This is a genomic window from Chryseobacterium sp. RU37D (assembly GCF_900156075.1).
In the GTDB taxonomy this organism is placed as follows: Bacteria; Bacteroidota; Bacteroidia; order Flavobacteriales; family Weeksellaceae; genus Chryseobacterium.
Window position 1 is genome coordinate 38,359 of the sequence record NZ_FTMM01000023.1, and the last position, 15,561, is coordinate 53,919.

A 15,561-nucleotide genomic window follows, 5' to 3' on the forward strand; every position below is an offset into this window, starting at 1 on the left:
CGATATCCGTTTTGTTAAACAGTGATTAAAATATTATTAACTTTGATCCGTAAAAATTGAAAATGAACCAAAAGAAAATCCTCTTAATAGACGACGAACTGGATATTTTAGAGATTCTGTCTTACAATTTAGAAAAGGAAGGCTACGACATTTACACTGCCACAAACGGTAACGAAGGTATCGACAAAGCCAAAGAAATTATCCCTGATCTTATCTTGTTGGATGTCATGATGCCCGAAAAAGACGGTATCGAAACTTGTCAGGAGCTTCGCAAGGTTAAAGAACTTCAGAAGACATTAATCGTTTTTCTTTCTGCAAGGAGTGAAGAATTCTCACAATTGGCCGGTTTCCAGGCTGGTGCAAATGACTACATCGTGAAACTGATCAAGCCGAAAATCCTAATCTCTAAGGTAAACGCTTTATTACAGCTCACATCTCAGGTCTCTGACAATGCAAAGCTGATCGAGATCGGAGATCTTGTTATTGATAAGGATAACTTCAGGGTTTCCAAAAACGAACAACAATTCCTGCTTCCGAAAAAAGAGTTTGATCTGCTGTATTTACTGGCTTCAAACACTGAAAAAGTTTTCAAAAGGGAAGAAATCCTAGAGAAAGTCTGGGGAAATGATGTCATTGTGGGAGAAAGAACCATCGATGTTCATATCAGACGATTAAGAGAAAAATTAGGAATCAACACGATACAGACATTAAAAGGAATTGGGTATAAACTTATTGTTTAATACTCAATTTCGATTTCTTATCTTTACATTTAAACCAATAAAAACGTTGTAAAATTGAAATTTTACAGACTTACTCTCGTCGCCTCTTGTCTGTTGACATTGGTGATGTTCCTGCTAGTAATCATTTTTGATTCACTAAAGGACATTTATTATAGAACTCCATTCTTTAAAATTGGGTTTTTTATATGTCTTATCCTTATTTTTATCATTAATTATATAGTATTGGAATTATTATTTAATTATTATGGTAAAAAGCAGGTTCGTGGGCTTTCCCAGCTCCTTCCTCAAGAGATTGTTCATAATGAGCATGAAAATATTACCATTAAAGAATTAGGGGAAAGATTCTCAGACCTTAATCAGCAGAAAGTCACAGAACTTGATATGATGAAGGAAATGGAGAGCTACCGGAAAGAATACATCGGAAATGTTTCCCATGAGCTTAAAACACCTTTATTTTCCATTCAAGGGTATGTTGAAACCCTGCGGGACGGTGGTGTAGACAATCTTACCATTCGGGATAAATACTTGGAAAGAATTGATAAATCTGTGGAAAGACTCATCGCCATCGTTACAGACCTGGATATGATCAACAGGCTGGAAGCCGGAGAAATTAATCTTACTGTCTCAAGATTTGATGTTAATCTTCTCATCAAAGAAATTTTCGACCTTTTAGATCTCGAGGCCGAAAAGCATAATACTACCTTACAGATTCAGACACTACATCCGCAAATTTTTGTTGAAGCCGATAAGCAGAAGATTTCTCAGGTTTTTATTAACCTGATTTCTAATGCCATTCATTACGCCAATAGGCAGGAAGCAAAAGTAGTCGTAAAAACAAGCATTCTTAAAAACAAAGTCTTAATAGAAGTGATAGACAACGGGATGGGAATCAAGCCTGAAATTCTTCCAAGAATTTTTGAGAGATTCTATCGTGTGGAAACCAGCCGTAGCAGAAGAGAGGGGGGGTCCGGGCTTGGTTTGGCTATTGTAAAGCATATTTTGGGGGCTCACAACGAAAACATTACCGTAGAAAGTGTTTACCTTGAAGGGACAAAATTCAGTTTTATGCTTGAAAAAAATAAATAATTTCTGCAAAATGTAAGAAAAAAAAATATTTTAAAAAATCCTGAAATATTTTTTTGTCACATCTCATTTATTTTATATTTGCAACAGAGATTTATCGTAATTAAAAAGGCAAAAAAAGTAATTTAAAAACTAATGGTTTACAAAATCCGCGTAATATTAGATGCGAAAGAAGATATTTTCCGAGATATCGAAGTTAAAGGAAAACAGACGCTATGGAACTTACATTTGGGAATTAAAAGTGCATTCAGCTTGCATGGTGACGAGCTTTCCACTTTTAATCTGCTTGAAGAAGACGGAACGATAGTAAAAAGTGTTCCGTTGGAAGATATGAGTGACGATGGGGATGGCGAAATTATGTCGGATGTGTACATTGATGAAGCTTTCGAAAATATAGGAGATAAAGCGCAGTTTCAATACGGGCTTTTAGATCTTTGGGAGTTTTTCTGCGAGCTTGTGGAGATTATTGAAGAAACAAAAGGAGTGAATTATCCTATCACGGTTTATAGATTCGGAAACGTTCCTTTGAAGGCCCCTAGTAAAAACGGAAGTGCCGGAGGATCAAAAAAGAAATCAGCTATGCCGCTGCTTGATGAAGATTTTACTTTTGATGATGACTTTGGAGGAAGTAATAACTTTGTAGATGAAGATGATGACAGTTTTGATGATGATGAGGAAGATTACAATGATGATGTTTTTGATGAGGATGATGATAATGATGATGAAAGATAATCGAAACCTGAAAAATATACAACCCTGAATGAAAGCTCAGGTTTTTTGCAAAATTTTTAGCATATTTCAGATACACCTTCAAGATTTTAAAAATCTTGAAGGTTCAATATACCCAGTAGTATAAAAATTATCCATTCACATTCACTTTTTCAAATACAATCCCTATTTTTGTTAAAACGAAATTAATGAAGAAATTAATTTTATTAGTAGTAATTGGTCTGGGAATTGTTTCCTGTACTACTCAAAAAATGAAAAAAAATATGACGGATTTACCGAAAGAATGGAAGCACACCACAAATATTTATGAAGTTAATCTAAGACAATACACACAGGAAGGAACATTCAGGGCATTTGAAAAAGAAATGCCGCGCCTGAAATCAATGGGGGTAAAGACATTGTGGTTTATGCCAATCACCCCGATTGCTCAACTCAATAAAAAAGGAAGTATGGGAAGCCAGTACGCTGCAGCAGATTATACTTCTATCAACCCAGAATTCGGAACTTTGAATGATTTTAAGCATATGGTGAATGAAGCACACAGATTGGGCTTTAAAGTAATTATCGACTGGGTTGCAAACCATACAGGCTGGGATCATGTATGGACAAAAACACACCCGGAATTTTATCTAAAAGATCTTGACGGAAACTTTCATCGCGCCTCAGGAATGGATGATATCATAGAGCTAGATTACAAAAATAAGGAAATGCGCCTTGCCATGATTGATGCAATGAAATATTGGGTAAAAGAAACTAATATTGATGGTTTCCGATGTGATCTTGCGTCCTGGGTTGAGGTTGATTTTTGGGAACAAGCCCGCCCGGAAGTTGAAAAAATAAAGCCATTATTTTGGATTGGTGAATTTGACGAGCTGGAAAACCCAGATTATGGAAAAGTTTTCGATGCAAGTTATTCCTGGAAATGGATGCACAAATCCGAAGATTATTACAAGAAAAATGAACCGATCAGTGAGCTGACAGATCTTTTAAAAAAATATTCTGCAATAGGAGATAAGTCTATGAGAGCTTGGTTTACCACCAATCATGACGAAAATTCATGGAACGGAACAGAGTACGAAAAATATGGGGTTATCACAAAGCCAATGGCTGTTTTTTCGGCAACCTGGAATGGCATTCCGTTATTGTATTCAGGGCAGGAACTTCCAAATATGAAGCGCCTTGAGTTTTTTGAAAAGGATACTATAAAATGGACAAACAATTATCAGGAGGGAGATTTTTATAAAACATTATTAAATTTAAAATCATCAAATCCTGCATTAAGAGGCGGTGACCCGAATGTTATAACCTACTTGCTGAACACTACATCCAATGATAAAGTTCTGGCCTATGTAAGAAAAAATGGTAAAAACGAAGTTTTAGTTGTTTTAAATATGTCCAAAGAACCTGTGGATTTCACTATCAAAGATGAGCACTTATCGGGAACGTTCACCAATGTTTTTGACAAAATGAAAAGAGATTTTAATAGTAGCAAAAGCTTTAATTTCAAAGTTTCAGATTTTGCTGTTTTTGAAAAATGAAATACCAGATCATTAAAGTTTTGGTTAAAACAATAAAAAAAGCAGACTTAATACAGTCTGCTTTTTTTATTGTTTTAAAATGCTTGTAATTTTACATTGTCAATTACCCACAGTTCTGTGGAAGCATTATTTCTCACTCCAATCCTCAATTTAAGCTGGCTGGAATTAGGAATTCCTGTTACAGACAATTTTGTAATTGCCTGAGCCCCGGTTAATGTTATTCCCGACCCTGTATTTGTATTCGAAGAAGTTACTGTGATTCCGGACGCTGCATAGCTGTTTGTTCCTGTTCCGGAACCTGTGAAAGCCCATCTTACATTAGTCGCTGTGGAAGAGTTTCCTCCTGTAAGGGTAAGTTTTGTATTGTAATTGGTGCCTCCATCCGTACTTACATCGATGCTTACAATATCCGTATTTTCCATGCCATTTCCGGTGCTTCCTATTGAAAATGCTGCTACATCAAAACTAAATGTAATGTTATTGGTATACGGAGACGCATCAATGGTATTGAATTCTACATAAGATGTTGTAGCAGAACTGTTTGCATTTGAATATCCAAAGCCTCTTGCTCCTTCGGAAAATAAAGCTACAGAGGCTGGTGCATCTGAGTTTGTTGTAGATCCTGAAGTGAAATTAAAGCTTGATGGTGCGAATCCTGCGGTTGTATAATTCACAGAATCACTCGTCTCAAATCTTTGTGAAAAGATAACACCTGTTTGTAGGTTTCCTCCGTTTCCTGAGCTTTCAAAGCCAAGATCTACCCATTTTGTACCGTTCCATCCCAAGAATTTTTTTTGCTCTTTGTCATAAACAATCAGGCCTTCGCTTGCTGTACCGGATAAGCTATTAACTGCGGCAGTAGTAAGTCTGGGAACCAAAAACCCTTTAGAATCTGAAGAAATTTCCAATGCTGATGAAACATGGGGATTTTCAACATTTATCCCTACCTGTGAAAAGATTGCCGTTGATGCTGAGATCAATGAAATAATAAATAGTTTTTTTGTCATTACTTTTTTTAAAATTTATGCCAAATATAAGAATTGTCTTTATTATGGGATTTCGACATTAATAATTATTATTTAAATTAAATAATAGTATGCTTATTTTAGTGTTAAAATATTAAATTATGATTGAAGATTATATGTTTTAATTGAAAATATTGTTAAACTTATTTTTTTTATCTAATAATTAATCCGTTATATTGATGCTTTTAATTGATGCAAAAAATGATACATTTGAGATCTTTTGCTAAATGAAACTTGCAGTTATGAATAAATCAAGCATATTAGAAATCGTAAAGACCAAGATCATCGAAAAAATTCAGAATTTTGAAGCTCTGATTGCTGATACGAGAGCTTCAAATAATGATACGAAAAGTTCGATGGGTGACAAATATGAAACGGGAAGAGAAATGCTGCAGCAGGAGATCAATAATCTTCAAAGACAGTTGAATGAAGCTTTAAGCCAGCAGGCAATAATTCAAAAAATAACTGCCGAAAGCTCATCGAGAGTACAGAACGGAGCTTTGGTAAAGACGGATAAAGGCTTGTTCTATATTGCCGTATCTGTAGGAGAATTTATTTTTGATAATCAGAAAATAATGACCATTTCTGCAAAATCACCTTTAGTAAAAGCTATGGCAGGACTTATGAAAGGTCAGTCTTTCTCTATCAACAATATCAATCAGAAAATTAAAGAAATATGGTAATAATGTAACTATTATAAGGAAAGAAAATAAATATAGAAAACGTCCATGAGATGGATAAATTTTTTATCACATTTTTTAAATTAGATTCTTTAAATTTGAACCCATAAAACTACTTTAAAATGCAAAATTACCTGGAACTTTTACAACATATCCTGGACAATGGAACTGATAAAACCGACAGAACTGGAACCGGAACGAGAAGCGTTTTCGGATATCAGCTGAGATATGATCTGTCGAAAGGTTTCCCTTTGGTAACAACAAAAAAAGTGCATTTAAAATCAATTATTTATGAATTACTTTGGTTTTTAAAAGGTGATACCAATATTAAATATCTGAAAGACAACGGCGTTTCCATCTGGGATGAGTGGGCGGATAAAAATGGTGATCTCGGTCCTGTTTACGGAGCACAGTGGAGAAGCTGGAGTGGCGCGGACGGTAAAATAGTTGATCAAATTACGGAAGTAATTGACCAGATCAAAAAAAATCCCGACTCCAGAAGACTTATCGTTTCTGCATGGAATGTAGCAGAAATCCCGGATATGGCTTTGGCTCCCTGTCATGCATTGTTTCAGTTCTATGTGGCAGATGGGAAGCTTTCATTACAGCTTTATCAGAGAAGTGCAGATGTGTTTTTGGGAGTTCCCTTCAATATCGCGAGCTATGCTCTGTTATTGATGATGGTTGCTCAGGTTTGTGATCTTGAAGTGGGAGATTATGTTCACAGCTTTGGGGATGTTCATATCTATAATAATCATTTTGAGCAGGTTCAGAAGCAACTTTCGAGAGATCCAAGACCGCTTCCTACAATGAAATTAAATCCTGAGATCAAAAATATTTTTGATTTTAATTTTGAAGATTTTGCACTGGAGAATTATGATCCGCATCCGGGAATTAAAGCGCCTGTTGCAATTTAAAATTTAATGAGAAAGTTGTTTATTCAGTTTGTCATTCCGGTAGGAATCTAAGCTAAGGTTTAAATTATTTTGCCGAGATTCCTACCGGAATGACAAAATTGGAGATTATTTTTTGATAATTAGACTTAAATATAAAGGATAATTGAAGCCTAAAAACTTCGCTTTTTTTGTAACATTCATAGAATTTTTTCAACCTATTGGCTAAATCTTAGTAAAATATGTTCAAAAAGTTACTTTTCCTTTCTGTAATCAACATTTCAAGCGTTGCTTTTTCTCAGAATAATATAAGGGAAAAACTTGGAAATTATCTGGATTCCCTGTTTGTATATCATAAAGTGATGGGCAGCTTTGCCTTCGCGGATAAAAACCAGTCAACCTTCCTGAAAGTTGTAGGATTTTCTGATGTTGAAAAACAACAGAAAGCCAATATGAATACACAATATCGCATTGGCTCAATCAGTAAGATTTTTACAGCCGTTTTGGTGATGAAAGCTATGGAAGAAAAAAAGCTTTCACTGCAGACAAAATTATCAGACTTTTACCCTGAAATTCCTAATGCCAGTAAAATTACCCTCGAAAATTTATTGCAGCATAGGACAGGAATTCACAACCTTACCAATGAGCCGGAATATTGGCAATACAATACAAAACCTCAGACGCAGAACGATTTAATCAATATCATAAAAAAATATAAAAGCGATTTTGATCCGGGAATAAAGTTTGAATACAGCAATTCAAATTATATCCTGCTAGGTTTTATTCTTGAAAAAGTGTATAAAAAATCCTATACAGAATTAATCAAAAACAAAATTGCAAAGCCTTTGAAGTTAACATTAACAGAAGTCGGAGGAAAAATAGATACATCGAAAAACCAGGCAAAATCTTACCAGTTTGTGGGTGGCAAATATGAAGCTTCATCGGAAACTGATATAAGTATTCCGGGCGGAGCGGGAAGTATTGTTTCAACGCCTACAGAGCTTTTGAAATTCATTATTGGCCTCGAAAACGGTAAGCTGATCACTAAGGAAAGCCTGAAAGAAATGAAAAATTTTAAAGACAATTACGGTTTCGGATTATTGAAGGTTCCTTTTGATAACAGTTGGGGCTTTGGTCATACCGGCGGTATTGATAAATTCAGCTCGGTCCTGTTTTATTTTCCGGACCTGAAAGTAGCGGCAGCATTCACCACAAACCAGTCGGATATGGATACGAACGAGATCTCCATCAAAATGCTGGAAACTGCTACAGGAAAAGATTTTGAAATGCCAGGTTTTAAAACATTGGAAATTCCTGAAAACGAGCTTCAGAAATATGTGGGAACGTATTCATCCCCGGATATTCCCTTAAAAATTAATATCTTTATCAAGGATAAAAAACTGATGGCACAGGCCGCGGGTCAAAGTGATTTTCCTTTGGAAGCTACTTCACAAACAACCTTTAAATTTGATCCGGCCAAAATTGTCATCGAATTTTTCACTGCAAAAAACCAGTTCATAATCATTCAGGGAGGAACAAAAAATACTTTCACAAAAGAATAAAATGAAATACTTAAAAATAAATGCCGATCATACAGCCGATCTGGAAGCATTAAAAAATGCAATCCTTCAGATGAAAGGTGTTGATTCCGTAGAAATCATAGACGAAAAAAATCCTGAAAGTGAACTTAAAAAAGCTTTTGCAAAAACAAAAGAACAATTCAAAAAAGGGGATTACGAAACATTAGTTAATGATATTTTTGACATTTTAACAAAAAAATAATTCTAAATAATAATGAAAAAAGCCATTTTATCAATTGCTTTATTGGGTGGGACTTTCTTCTCCACAAATGTAGCAGCACAAACCGAAACTTCAGGCAGGGAAAAAGTATACAGAGCCACTCATACTAAAGTAACGGAACTTAAACATACCAAATTAAAAGTAAATTTTGATTATCAGAAAGAACAGATGAACGGTGAAGAATGGCTTACCGCCGCTCCGTTTTTCTACCCTTCAAACGAGCTGACACTGGATGCAAAAGGTATGCTGATCCATGAAGTAGCTTTGGATAATAATGGCAAAAAAACATCCTTAAAATATGACTATAAGGATGATATATTAAAAATAACCCTCGACAAGACCTATCAGAAAAATCAGGATTATACGGTTTACATCAAATATACCTCTCGCCCGAATGAAGTGAAGCAGCAGGGAAGCGCAGCAATTAACGATGCGAAAGGGTTGTATTTCATCAATGCTCAGGGAACAGATACTGATAAGCCAACACAAATCTGGACACAGGGCGAAACGGAATCTTCTTCAGCATGGTTCCCAACCATTGATAAGCCGAACCAAAAAACAACACAGGAAATCTACATGACGGTTCCTGATAAGTATGTAACGCTTTCAAACGGTATTTTAAAAGATTCCCAAAAAGAAGCTAACGGATTGAGAACAGATCACTGGGTGATGGATAAGAGGCATTCTACTTACCTTTTCTTCATGGGAGTTGGGGAATATGCCATAGTAAAAGACAAATGGAAAAATATTCCGGTAGATTATTATATCGAAAAAGAATATGAACCTTACGCAAAACAGATCTACGGTAATACTCCTGAGATGATTGAGTTTTTCTCTAAAAAAATGGGTTATGATTATCCTTGGGCAAAATATGCGCAGATCTCCGGTAGAGACTATGTAAGCGGCGCTATGGAAAACACTACGGCAACCCTTCACGGTAGTGATATTCTTCAAAAGCCAGGACAATTAATCGATGAGAATACCTCGGAAGACACCATTGCCCACGAATTATTTCATCATTGGTTTGGAGACCTTGTTACTGCAGAAAGCTGGAGCAACCTTACGGTAAACGAATCTTTCGCAAACTACTCAGAATATCTTTGGAACGAGTATAAATACGGAAAGGATCAGGCAGATTACCATCAGATGAAAGATGTGAATAATTATATTCACAATCCTGGCGATTTTAAAAAAGATTTGGTAAGATTCGATTATGATTCCCGTGAAGATGTTTTTGATCTGGTAACGTATCAGAAAGGGGGAGGTATCCTTCATATGCTGAGAAATTTTCTGGGTGATGATGCCTTCTTTGCAGGAATGAATGATTATTTAAAAACAAATGAATACCAGAATGCAGAAGCGCATCAACTCAGATTATCCTTCGAAAAAGTTTCAGGAAAAGACCTGAATTGGTTCTTTAATCAATGGTATTTCGGAAGCGGAAATCCGAAAATTAATTATTCTTACACTTTTGAACCGATTAAAAAGCAAATTGCTGTTACTATCGAACAGACCCAGGATCAACCGTTCCAGTTTCCTTTAGCAATAGATGTATATGACAATGGTAAGCCGAAAAGATATAATGTCTGGGTAGATGCTAAAGCAAAAAATACATTCAATTTTGATGTTTCTAAAAATGCTGATTTGGTGAACATTAATGCAGACGGTGTACTATTAGCGGATATTACGGATACGAAAACTCCTGAACAATATTTAATGCAGTTCATGGGTTCTAAAGAATTCAAGAGTAAATACAATGCTTTGAATGGAATTCAGAATCAGGTAGGTAAAAATATGGCAGCAACAAAATTGCTTACAGCAGCGATTAAAGATCCTTTCTTCAGAACAAGAATTAAGGCTTTACAATTAATGGATCTGTCTAATGCAGAGCAATTGAAAGCTCTTGGCTCAGATGTTGAAAAATTAGCGGTAAACGATCCGAAAACATTGGTTCAGGCAGCAGCAATTTATGCTTTGGCGAAAACAAAAGATAAAAAATACCTTCCGATTTTTGAAAAAGGAATGAATGCTGTTTCCAATTCGGTGAAAGGAAATTCTGTAGGTGCCATTATCGAAATTGATCCTTCAAAAGCTAATACTCTGGCTGATAAAATTGATCTGGAAGGTGCTCCGGACAATTTACTGGATAAATTATTACCGATCATCGTTAAAAATAAAGTGACTTCCCAAATGTCAAATATTGCACCGGCTGCGGCATTTTATCCATTCATTAAATTCCAGAATCCAGAATTAGGAAAGGCTGCAGAAGAGGGATATAACTGGATTATGACTTCCGATAACCTTAAAGCTACAGAAAGCATTACAAAAATGCTTGGTCGTGCCAAAGGACAGATAGGTGAAAATCCACAGGCAAAAATGATGATAGCTCAGATGTTGAAAGATGGTTTAAACAAAAAAATGGAATTATTGAAACAAAATCCTCAAAGTGCTGCCAGTATTAACAAACAGATTGATGTTATCAATAAAGCGATCGAAGATTTTAAGTAATTTTAATTAAATTAAATTATTGAAAAATATTATAGCCGTTATTTTATACGGCTATTTTATATTTTTATTTAAATATATTGTTAAAATATTGATATTTAATTTTGAAAGTTTGATTTTTTTTGAAAATTTAGCATAATTGAATTTATTGAAATGAAACAACCCTATTTTTCTAAAAACTTAAGAAATCGGTATCTTTTACATACAATATGATGTTATTTATTCTTCTAATCGTCCATTAAGTATTAACCAAATTCAGTAAAAGTATTTTGAATTATTAAGTGGGGAAATGGTTAATGAAATTAATACTTATGATACAAACGGAAGGAAAATTTAAACTGAGAAAATAAATTTTTCAGTGAGTTGTTTTATTATAGAAAAAATTTAGATAAAATCATATATGATTAAACGTCTACATTTTTTAAATTCGTATTAAAATTATTATTATGACTTTTGGAATTGAGGCTGCAAGCTACTATGTGCCTTCTTTATATTTGGAAATTAAGGATTTAGCAGAAAAAAGAGGAATAGAACCCGCAAAATTGGAAAAAGGGCTTGGCTTGCATAAAATGGGCTTCCCGGACGTGCATGAAGATGCAGCAACTTTCGCAGCTGAAGCTTTGTTGAAATTAATCCAAGATTATTCCATCAATCCAAAAGATATAGCAAGAATTTACTTGGGGACAGAGAGTGCTCTTGATGCAGCAAAACCTACTGCATCGTATGCCATGCAGATGGTCGAAGAAGTCCTGAAGTCCGAATTCGGGGAAAGGGTTTTTAGAAACTGTGATGTTGTAGACATGACTTTTGCGTGCATTGGTGCGGTAGATGCCCTCCACAACTCTATGGATTTCGTGAGGTCTAATCCTGGCAAAAAAGCGGTAATCATTGCAAGTGATTATGCTAAGTACGAGCTTGCCTCATCTGGCGAATATACACAAGGCGGGGGTGCGGTTGCGGTTCTTATTTCTTCAAAGCCTGATCTTTTGGAGATTGAAAATCATTGGGGTGTTGCCACAGAGAGTGTTTTTGATTTCTTCAAGCCAAGAAGGCATTTCAAAAAAGAAAATTTAACAAATGCTCCTGAAAATTACCCCGAAAAAATTGAAGTTTTTACCGATGAGCCCGTATTTGACGGGCAATATTCCAACCAGTGCTATCAGGATAGAATTAGAGAAGCTTATCAGCATTATAAAGAAATTACAGGAAAAAATAAACCTTACGAGGTATGGAAGTATCTTATTTTTCATCTTCCATATGCTTTTCATGGAAAAAGGGTTTTCACGGAAATTTACAGTTTAGAAAACGGACTTTCATACCAGACTGCTGATGAGCAGAAGGCTGTGGCAAAGTCAGATGACTATCTTGAATTTATCAATAAAAAAATTGAAAAATCCCAAAGGGCATCTTCCGAGATTGGGAATATGTATACAGCTTCCATTTTTATGGCTTTACTTTCTGCATTGCAAACTTCTTTTAATGAAAATGAAGAATTGGAAAATGCAGAAATTGGCTTTTTAGGATATGGAAGTGGTTCAAAATCAAAAGTTTTTGTAGGAAAAGTTTCAAAAAACTGGAAAAAAGTTGTGGAAAAATGGGACTTGTTTGAAAGTTTAAAAAACAGAAAAGCTATAGATTTTGAAACTTACGAAAAACTCCATAGAAAACAATTGGAAAAATCTGTTAATGAAAACTATAAAGGTTTCGGTTTGCAATCTGTTGAGTTGGAAAATCCCGTTTTGAAAGGAGCAAGATATTACAGCCATCAGAAATAATATTAAAAATACCGAGAATAAAGAGCAACTTAATTTTTAAGGTGCTCTTTATTGTAATTATAAAATAGTGAATTTTCATTAAAACAATAATTCATTAATAAATGAATTGTTTTATTATTTATTTTTTAAATTAAATTTTTAAAATTTGTTTATTTTTTTAATTGTTATAAAAAATTACAATAATACTGTAAGTTTTTTTTAGTATTTATTTTTTTTGTTAAACTTTTATTTTATAAATATTTTTTTAACTAAAAATTGAAATACAATGAGTTAAATGTTTAATCAACTGCGTTCTAAAAGAATTTCCTCAATTGTAACTTGTTGTTTTATAATGAATTAGTTTTTGCAATGTTAATTATTTATTAACAAATTTGCTCAAATACTAAAATAAAAAAACATGAATGTGAAATTATGCTTTATGACTACCGGGGTATTATTTTTTACCGGGCAGTTTATAATGGCGCAGAAAAAGGCAAATGATTCAATCAAAGAGAAAACCATCGATGAGGTGGTTGTGACTGGTTATCAGAAGAAAAGCAAAGATGAGGTAACTTCAGCAATTACAGTGGTTTCAGGAAAATCTTTATCTAATTTTTCTTCTTCTACAATGGGAACCAATGCATTACAAGGAAAGGCAGCAGGTGTAGATATTGCAGCTTTGAATGGTAAACCCGGAGGTGGTTCAATGATCAATGTACGTGGACTTGGAAATATTACAACTACAGTGGGAGCTTCAAACCCATTATTTGTTATTGACGGATTTATTGTTGGAAATGATCAGAGAGCTCAGGATGTTTTCAACTCAATCAACCCGAATGATTACGAAAATATTTCTGTTTTAAAAGATGCAGCAGCAGCGGCAATTTACGGTTCTCAAGGAGCGAACGGGGTTATCGTCTTGACAACAAAAAGCGGAAAATCGGGCAAACCTGTTATTACTTTAAGCTCAAAAATAGGATTTTCAGAAAAAATCAAGGATATCAATTTCAGTATGATGAATGCTGCTGAAAAAATTGATTATGAAAAGAAAATGAAGGCATTGGGTGTTGCAGGATATCAGACTTGGACAGATACTGACATGAATGCAGCACTTGCTCAGGATCACAATTGGCAGAAAGATATTTTAAGAACTTCAGCCATTGAGTCTTACCAGGTTGGCATAAGGGGCGGAAATGAGAAATCAAAGTACACATTCTCTTTAGGCTATGATTCTGATAACGGTATTGTGAGAAATATCCATGCTTATAAGCGTTATACAGGAAGAATGAAATATGAAGCGAACCCTAGCGAAAGATTAAGTTTCGGAGCATCCATGGGGATAAACTACAGCATGTCTCAGGAAATCAGAGATAGAAATAATGCGCAGAACCCGTTCAGGGCAATGTATTCTTATAATCCTTATGAGGCTGTATATAATGCAGATGGGAGCTATAATCCTACTAAACAAGGTTTCCCGGTTCTTGAAGCACTTAAAAATAATCCGGAAAATATCAACAGCTTAATTTTTGACGGAAACATTTTCGCTCAGTATAAGATATTGGAAGGCCTGACTTTCAAATCTCAGTTGGGAGGGTATTTTAATAATATCAGAAGAACCAATAAGATTTTCAGAGGATCATATTTAGATAGTGTTTTAGGAATTGGCGGTGAAGTAAGAGAGCAGAATCAAAATCGTTTCAGATATACAAATTCGAACACACTTAATTATGTAAAATCGTTTGGTAATCATAATTTCGACTTATTAGGGTTAGTAGAATATACCGAATTTAAAAATGATTTTATTAGCGGAACCGGAAGAAATTTTGCATTACCCACAATCAGTGAAGGAAGTAATACAGCAACACCATTTGCAATTGCTGGATATAATGAATTGTACAGAACCTTCTCTTATGGAGCTTTTTTAACCTATGATTTTGCTAAAAAATATATATTAACAGCTTCAATCAGACAAGATAAGGATTCAAGATTTGGTAAAAACAATACGCTTTCAGAACCTTTCTGGTCATTAAGTGGGGCATGGAATCTTACCAACGAAGATTTCTTAAAAGGAAATGATATTGTATCTTTATTTAAACTGAGAGCATCCATTGGAACAAGAGGTTACAATAATATAGATTTGAATCTTAATAATATTCTTATGTCTGGTGGAGGATATGGCAATTATCCGTCAGGTGTTCCCAATAATAATTATGGTAATCCGGATCTGAAATGGGAGATCACAAAATCCCAAAACTATGGAGCTGAATTTGGCTTCCTTAAAAACAGGATTAGAGGAACTGTTGATTATTTTATTGACCAGAAAAAGGACTTTATTTTGTCTATTCCAAATCTTAGCTCAGAAGGAGGTGCATATTCGAGAAGCGTTAATGCAGGTGATCTTAAGAATAAAGGATTGGAAATTAGCTTAAATGCTGATATCATAAAGACTAAGGATTTCGTTTGGAGTTTAAGGACTAATACAAGTTTAATGAGCTATAAACTTAATAAACTTAGAGATGGAGAATCAGAAAGAATTGTAGGATCAATTAATATGTTAAGAGAAGGAGAAGAACCATTTTCTTTCTATTTAGTAAGAAGCGCAGGAATTAATCCAAATAATGGAAATGAAATTTACTATACAAAAAATGGGGGCACTACAGAAATTTACAATTCCAATGATGCTGTTTTGATAGAAGGAAAGTCACCACTTCCAAAAATGTGGATATACTAATTTAGCTTCCAGTTAGAGTTAAGCATAAAACCTTAATTTTAACGTATGAAACAAGGGCGAAAAATCTATGATCCAGCTTTTAA

At 34.5% G+C, this 15,561-nt stretch carries 12 protein-coding genes; 11 read left to right on the forward strand and 1 reads right to left on the reverse strand.

All coding sequences use genetic code 11. The features are described from left to right. Nucleotides 1-62 precede the first annotated feature (62 nt). The 4 genes from BW926_RS11275 (at nucleotide 63) to BW926_RS11290 (ending at nucleotide 4,090) form a co-directional block, all read left to right on the forward strand. Nucleotides 63-740: a response regulator transcription factor gene (locus tag BW926_RS11275; RefSeq protein ID WP_076447157.1), complete on the forward strand. Its 678-nt coding sequence runs from the start codon at nucleotides 63-65 to the stop codon at nucleotides 738-740. 105 nt (nucleotides 741-845) lie between these two features. Next, nucleotides 846-1,826: a sensor histidine kinase gene (locus tag BW926_RS11280; protein ID WP_410493257.1), complete on the forward strand. Its 981-nt coding sequence runs from the start codon at nucleotides 846-848 to the stop codon at nucleotides 1,824-1,826. A gap of 132 nt (nucleotides 1,827-1,958) precedes the next feature. Next, the gene (locus BW926_RS11285; RefSeq protein WP_076447159.1) at nucleotides 1,959-2,555 is read left to right on the forward strand and encodes an IS1096 element passenger TnpR family protein; all 597 of its coding nucleotides are present in this window, start codon (nucleotides 1,959-1,961) and stop codon (nucleotides 2,553-2,555) included. A 185-nt stretch (nucleotides 2,556-2,740) separates the two neighbouring features. Next, the gene (locus BW926_RS11290) at nucleotides 2,741-4,090 is read left to right on the forward strand and encodes an alpha-amylase family glycosyl hydrolase (protein ID WP_076447160.1); all 1,350 of its coding nucleotides are present in this window, start codon (nucleotides 2,741-2,743) and stop codon (nucleotides 4,088-4,090) included. A 74-nt stretch (nucleotides 4,091-4,164) separates the two neighbouring features. Here BW926_RS11290 and BW926_RS11295 read toward each other — a convergent pair whose 3' ends face one another. Further along, nucleotides 4,165-5,097 (reverse strand): hypothetical protein, encoded by a 933-nt coding sequence (locus BW926_RS11295; protein WP_076447161.1) that lies wholly within the window; start codon nucleotides 5,095-5,097, stop codon nucleotides 4,165-4,167. Nucleotides 5,098-5,357: 260 nt separating this feature from the next. Here BW926_RS11295 and BW926_RS11300 point away from each other — a divergent pair, with 260 nt between their 5' ends. The 7 genes from BW926_RS11300 to BW926_RS11330 all read left to right on the forward strand — a co-directional run bounded on the left by BW926_RS11300 (nucleotide 5,358) and on the right by BW926_RS11330 (nucleotide 15,478). After that, nucleotides 5,358-5,798 (forward strand): hypothetical protein, encoded by a 441-nt coding sequence (locus BW926_RS11300; protein WP_076447175.1) that lies wholly within the window; start codon nucleotides 5,358-5,360, stop codon nucleotides 5,796-5,798. A gap of 119 nt (nucleotides 5,799-5,917) precedes the next feature. Then, nucleotides 5,918-6,712 (forward strand): thymidylate synthase, encoded by a 795-nt coding sequence (locus BW926_RS11305; RefSeq protein ID WP_076447163.1) that lies wholly within the window; start codon nucleotides 5,918-5,920, stop codon nucleotides 6,710-6,712. A gap of 218 nt (nucleotides 6,713-6,930) precedes the next feature. Then, nucleotides 6,931-8,250: a serine hydrolase domain-containing protein gene (locus BW926_RS11310; protein ID WP_076447164.1), complete on the forward strand. Its 1,320-nt coding sequence runs from the start codon at nucleotides 6,931-6,933 to the stop codon at nucleotides 8,248-8,250. A gap of 1 nt (nucleotide 8,251) precedes the next feature. Next, on the forward strand, nucleotides 8,252-8,470 hold the full coding sequence (locus BW926_RS11315; protein WP_076447166.1) for a hypothetical protein: 219 nt from the start codon (nucleotides 8,252-8,254) through the stop codon (nucleotides 8,468-8,470). A 12-nt stretch (nucleotides 8,471-8,482) separates the two neighbouring features. Then, nucleotides 8,483-10,996, forward strand: coding sequence for a M1 family metallopeptidase (locus tag BW926_RS11320; protein ID WP_076447167.1), 2,514 nt, complete (start codon nucleotides 8,483-8,485; stop codon nucleotides 10,994-10,996). A gap of 443 nt (nucleotides 10,997-11,439) precedes the next feature. Continuing rightward, nucleotides 11,440-12,768 carry a hydroxymethylglutaryl-CoA synthase family protein gene (locus BW926_RS11325; protein ID WP_076447169.1) on the forward strand — a complete coding sequence of 443 codons (1,329 nt, stop codon included), beginning with the start codon at nucleotides 11,440-11,442 and terminating at the stop codon, nucleotides 12,766-12,768. Between the two features lie 418 nt (nucleotides 12,769-13,186). Further along, complete coding sequence (locus BW926_RS11330; protein ID WP_179078011.1) at nucleotides 13,187-15,478, forward strand: SusC/RagA family TonB-linked outer membrane protein; 2,292 nt, start codon at nucleotides 13,187-13,189, stop codon at nucleotides 15,476-15,478. Nucleotides 15,479-15,561: the final 83 nt, after the last annotated feature.

What these genes read in the sequence shown, in the direction of transcription:
- BW926_RS11275 (WP_076447157.1), top strand. Translation starts at nt 63, where the DNA reads ATGAACCAAAAGAAAATCCTCTTAATAGACGACGAACTGGATATTTTA.
- BW926_RS11310 (WP_076447164.1), top strand. Translation starts at nt 6,931, where the DNA reads ATGTTCAAAAAGTTACTTTTCCTTTCTGTAATCAACATTTCAAGCGTT.
- BW926_RS11315 (WP_076447166.1), top strand. Translation starts at nt 8,252, where the DNA reads ATGAAATACTTAAAAATAAATGCCGATCATACAGCCGATCTGGAAGCA.
- BW926_RS11280 (WP_410493257.1), top strand. Translation starts at nt 846, where the DNA reads ATGTTCCTGCTAGTAATCATTTTTGATTCACTAAAGGACATTTATTAT.
- BW926_RS11305 (WP_076447163.1), top strand. Translation starts at nt 5,918, where the DNA reads ATGCAAAATTACCTGGAACTTTTACAACATATCCTGGACAATGGAACT.
- BW926_RS11320 (WP_076447167.1), top strand. Translation starts at nt 8,483, where the DNA reads ATGAAAAAAGCCATTTTATCAATTGCTTTATTGGGTGGGACTTTCTTC.
- BW926_RS11295 (WP_076447161.1), bottom strand. Translation starts at nt 5,097, where the DNA reads ATGACAAAAAAACTATTTATTATTTCATTGATCTCAGCATCAACGGCA.
- BW926_RS11300 (WP_076447175.1), top strand. Translation starts at nt 5,358, where the DNA reads ATGAATAAATCAAGCATATTAGAAATCGTAAAGACCAAGATCATCGAA.
- BW926_RS11325 (WP_076447169.1), top strand. Translation starts at nt 11,440, where the DNA reads ATGACTTTTGGAATTGAGGCTGCAAGCTACTATGTGCCTTCTTTATAT.
- BW926_RS11285 (WP_076447159.1), top strand. Translation starts at nt 1,959, where the DNA reads ATGGTTTACAAAATCCGCGTAATATTAGATGCGAAAGAAGATATTTTC.
- BW926_RS11290 (WP_076447160.1), top strand. Translation starts at nt 2,741, where the DNA reads ATGAAGAAATTAATTTTATTAGTAGTAATTGGTCTGGGAATTGTTTCC.
- BW926_RS11330 (WP_179078011.1), top strand. Translation starts at nt 13,187, where the DNA reads ATGACTACCGGGGTATTATTTTTTACCGGGCAGTTTATAATGGCGCAG.